The sequence below is a fragment of the Pseudomonas tehranensis genome (genome assembly GCF_014268615.1).
GTDB lineage: Bacteria > Pseudomonadota > Gammaproteobacteria > Pseudomonadales > Pseudomonadaceae > Aquipseudomonas > Aquipseudomonas tehranensis.
On the sequence record NZ_JABWQV010000357.1, the window covers coordinates 1 to 4023 of the forward strand.

General features: G+C 56.5%; 3 protein-coding genes. 2 read left to right on the forward strand and 1 reads right to left on the reverse strand.

What is annotated here, in order from left to right:
* Positions 1-46: 46 nt before the first annotated feature.
* A complete protein-coding gene (gene tyrS / locus HU811_RS25700; protein WP_076383442.1) occupies positions 47-1246 on the reverse strand; it encodes a tyrosine--tRNA ligase in 1200 nt (399 codons plus the stop codon).
* Between the two features lie 210 nt (positions 1247-1456).
* On the opposite strand from tyrS, the gene HU811_RS25705 reads away from it, so the two are divergent.
* Both HU811_RS25705 and HU811_RS25710 read left to right on the forward strand, forming a co-directional pair.
* Positions 1457-2869, forward strand: coding sequence for a peptidoglycan DD-metalloendopeptidase family protein (locus HU811_RS25705; RefSeq protein ID WP_092400995.1), 1413 nt, complete (start codon positions 1457-1459; stop codon positions 2867-2869).
* A 3-nt stretch (positions 2870-2872) separates the two neighbouring features.
* Complete coding sequence (locus tag HU811_RS25710; protein ID WP_186658864.1) at positions 2873-3964, forward strand: anhydro-N-acetylmuramic acid kinase; 1092 nt, start codon at positions 2873-2875, stop codon at positions 3962-3964.
* Positions 3965-4023 lie beyond the last annotated feature (59 nt).

Below are 4023 nucleotides of genomic sequence, written 5' to 3' on the forward strand. Positions count from 1 at the left end.
GAATTATAGACTTCCAGAATTTGCCGTCAAGTATTAATTTCAGCTTTTATTCCGGCTTCAGCACGATACGCGCAAAAGCCTTCTTGCCAGCCTGACAGACATGGGTAGCGCCCAGCTTATATATGTAGGCGCGATCCACCACCTCACCATCAATGCGCACGCCACCCGAACCAAGAAGATCTCGCGCGGCCGCAGCATTCTTGACCAGGCCTGCCTTATTAAGGACGGCCGCAATCGGCATATCCTCGGCCGCAGTCAATTCGATCTCTGGCAGATCATCCGGCAATTCGCCATCCTTCATGCGATTGCCCGCCGCACGATGGGCATTGGCCGCAGCCTCCTCACCATGGAAACGAGCGACAATCTCCTCAGCCAGCTTGATCTTGATGTCCCGCGGGTTTGCCCCAGCCTCAACATCCGCACGGAATGCGTTGATCTCATCCATGGAACGGAAGCTGAGCAATTCGAAGTAACGCCACATAAGCACGTCAGGAATGGAAACCAGCTTGCCGTACATAACACCCGGCGCTTCCTGGATACCCACATAGTTACCCAACGACTTGGACATCTTCTTCACACCATCCAACCCCTCCAGCAAAGGCATGGTCAGAATGCACTGAGCTTCCTGACCATAACCACGCTGAAGCTCGCGCCCCATCAGCAGGTTGAACTTCTGATCCGTACCGCCGAGTTCGACGTCAGCACGCAATGCGACCGAGTCATAGCCCTGAACCAGCGGATAGAGGAATTCATGAATGGCGATCGGCTGACTGGTTTTATAGCGCTTGTCAAAATCATCGCGCTCGAGCATACGAGCCACGGTGTATTGGGAGGTCAGGCGAATGAAATCCGCCGGTCCCATCTGATCCATCCAGGTGGAGTTGAAAGCGACTTCGGTCTTGGCCGGATCAAGGATCTTGAAGACCTGAGTCTTGTAGGTCTCGGCATTATCAAGAACCTGCTCGCGAGTCAGCGGTGGGCGCGTCGCGCTCTTGCCACTCGGATCACCGATCATCCCAGTGAAGTCACCTATCAGGAAGATGACCTGATGCCCCAGGTCCTGAAATTGACGCAGCTTATTAATAAGCACGGTATGACCCAGATGCAGATCGGGCGCCGTTGGGTCGAAACCAGCCTTGATACGCAGCGGTTGCCCACGCTTGAGCTTTTCAATCAGCTCGGACTCGACCAACAACTCTTCTGCACCACGCTTGATCAGCGCTAGCTGCTCTTCAACCGACTTCATAACAGACCCGCAAGGCTCAGATTCAAAGGGACCCAACCATACAAGATCGCGCACCAAATACAAGGTTTGCCGGGCGCGCGGACACCAATCCACGGACAGAATGTCCGCGGGCTTGCTTCGCAGGTGATTTGGTTATATTTTATACAGTTATTTCATCTTCATCATGTCATTCATCTTTTCCAATTCATCTCTTCAAAAGTCAAATTACCTATGACCACAGAACCATCCAAAGCGCCGCCGCTTTACCCCAAGACCCACCTGCTCGCTGCAAGTGGTATTGCCGCCCTTCTTAGCCTGGCGCTCCTGGTATTTCCTTCCAGCGATGTTGAAGCCAAAAAGACGACGCTGAGTCTCGAACTGGAAAGTCCTGCTGAACAACTGACACAAGATCAAGACGCTGCCGAAGCCGTCCAAGCCACAAACGAGGCCGCGGCCTCCCCCTTCGCGCAGATCGAAAACAACGCTGAAGACACTCCCGCGTCCGCCCAAGCGGAGCCCGCAGTCGAAGAAAAGAAGGACCCGGGCCACCATGAGGTCATAGTTGCCAAAGGCGACACGCTCTCCACTCTCTTCGAAAAGGTTGGCCTGCCGTCGACCCTGGTCCACGAAGTTTTGGCCAGCGACAAGAAAGCCAAACAGTTCGCTCGGCTACAGAGGGGGCAGAAACTCGAGTTCGAACTCAGTCCTGACGGCCAACTGACCAGCTTGCACACCAAGCTGAGCGACCTGGAAAGCATCACCCTGAGCAAAAACGACAAGGGTTATGCGTTCAACCGCGTCATCACTAAACCAACCGTGCACTCAGCCTACGCCCATGGCGTCATCAACAGCTCATTGTCGCAATCGGCTGCACGCGCCGGCCTTTCCCATAGCCTGACAATGGACATGGCCAGTGTGTTTGGCTACGACATCGACTTCGCTCAGGACATTCGCCAGGGCGACGAGTTCGACGTTATTTACGAACAGAAAATGGTCAATGGAAAAAGCGTCGGCAACGGCCCTATTCTTTCTGCACGCTTTACCAATCGCGGCAAGACCTACACTGCGGTGCGCTACACCAACAAACAGGGCAACAGCAGCTATTACACCGCCGACGGCAACAGCATGCGCAAGGCATTCATCCGCACCCCGGTTGATTTCGCCCGTATCAGTTCAAGATTCTCCGTAGGCCGCAAACATCCAATCCTGAACAAGATCCGCGCCCACAAAGGCGTCGACTACGCAGCTCCCCGCGGCACGCCAATCAAGGCCGCCGGAGACGGCAAAGTGCTGCTGGCCGGACGTCGGGGTGGTTATGGCAACACCGTGATCATCCAGCACGGCAACACTTACCGTACGCTGTATGGTCATATGCAGGGCTTCGCCAAAGGCGTGAAGACCGGCGGCAGCGTCAAGCAAGGCCAAGTGATTGGCTACATTGGCACTACCGGCCTGTCCACCGGGCCGCATTTGCATTATGAATTCCAGGTCAACGGCGTTCACGTTGATCCGCTGGGCCAGAAGCTCCCCATGGCCGATCCGATCGCCAAGTCCGAGCGTTCCCGCTTCCTGGCTCAGAGCCAACCCTTGATGGCTCGCATGGATCAGGAAAAAGCCACCATGCTCGCCTCGAGCAAACGCTAAGCCATGGCGCGCTATATCGGCGTGATGTCTGGCACCAGCCTGGATGGACTGGATATCGCGCTGATCGAACTGAATCCGGCGATCAAGTTGGTCGCCACGCACTACATCCCCATGCCCGCCTCCCTGCGCACCGAAATGCTCGAGTTGTGCAGCAGCGGGCCCGATGAGATCGCTCGCTCAGCCATTGCCCAACAAAACTGGGTAAGGCTGGCTGCGCAGGGCGTCCACACGTTGCTCGACGAACAGAAGCTCAAACCTGAAGCTATCCGGGCAATCGGTAGCCATGGCCAGACCATACGGCACGAACCGGCCCGCGGCTTTACCGTGCAGATCGGCAACCCCGCACTATTGAGCGAATTGACCGGCATTGCCGTCGTCAGCGATTTTCGCAGTCGCGATGTTGCTGCGGGCGGACAAGGCGCCCCGCTGGTTCCTGCGTTTCACGAAGCACTGTTTGAAGAACGGGTCGGCAATCGCGCCGTACTGAATATCGGCGGCTTCAGCAATCTCAGCCTGATAGAACCCGAAAAGCCCGTAGCCGGTTTCGATTGCGGCCCGGGCAACGTATTGCTGGACGCCTGGATACATCAGCAACGGGGCGAGCACTTTGATCGCGATGGTCTTTGGGCTGCCAGCGGAACAGTCGAACCGGCTCTGCTAAAGGCCCTGCTTGGCGACCCTTTCTTTGTCACTCAAGGCCCTAAAAGCACAGGACGTGAAGTGTTCAACCTGTCCTGGCTGACCCAGCACCTGTCGCACTTACCGGTCTTCGCCCCTGAAGACGTGCAGGCAACACTACTCGAACTGACTGCCCTGACCATCGTTCAATCGCTGCAAAATGCCCAGACCAACACTCAAGAGTTGCTGGTTTGCGGCGGCGGCGCGCACAACCGCACACTCATGAAGCGGCTGGCCGATTTACTGCCAAACACCCAAGTTAGCAGCACGGCCACTTACGGTGTAGACCCGGATTGGGTCGAAGCCATGGCCTTTGCCTGGCTGGCCCATTGCTGCCTTGAAGGCATTGCAGCGAATCGCCCAAGCGTCACCGGCGCGCGAGGCTTGCGCATACTCGGCGCCATCTATCCCGCCTGAATCCATTTTTTCGCCGCACAGCAAAACGCCGCAGCGCCGTAAGGCGCTGCGGCGTTCTT

What these genes read in the sequence shown, in the direction of transcription:
- HU811_RS25710 (WP_186658864.1), top strand. Translation starts at nt 2,873, where the DNA reads ATGGCGCGCTATATCGGCGTGATGTCTGGCACCAGCCTGGATGGACTG.
- tyrS (WP_076383442.1), bottom strand. Translation starts at nt 1,246, where the DNA reads ATGAAGTCGGTTGAAGAGCAGCTAGCGCTGATCAAGCGTGGTGCAGAA.
- HU811_RS25705 (WP_092400995.1), top strand. Translation starts at nt 1,457, where the DNA reads ATGACCACAGAACCATCCAAAGCGCCGCCGCTTTACCCCAAGACCCAC.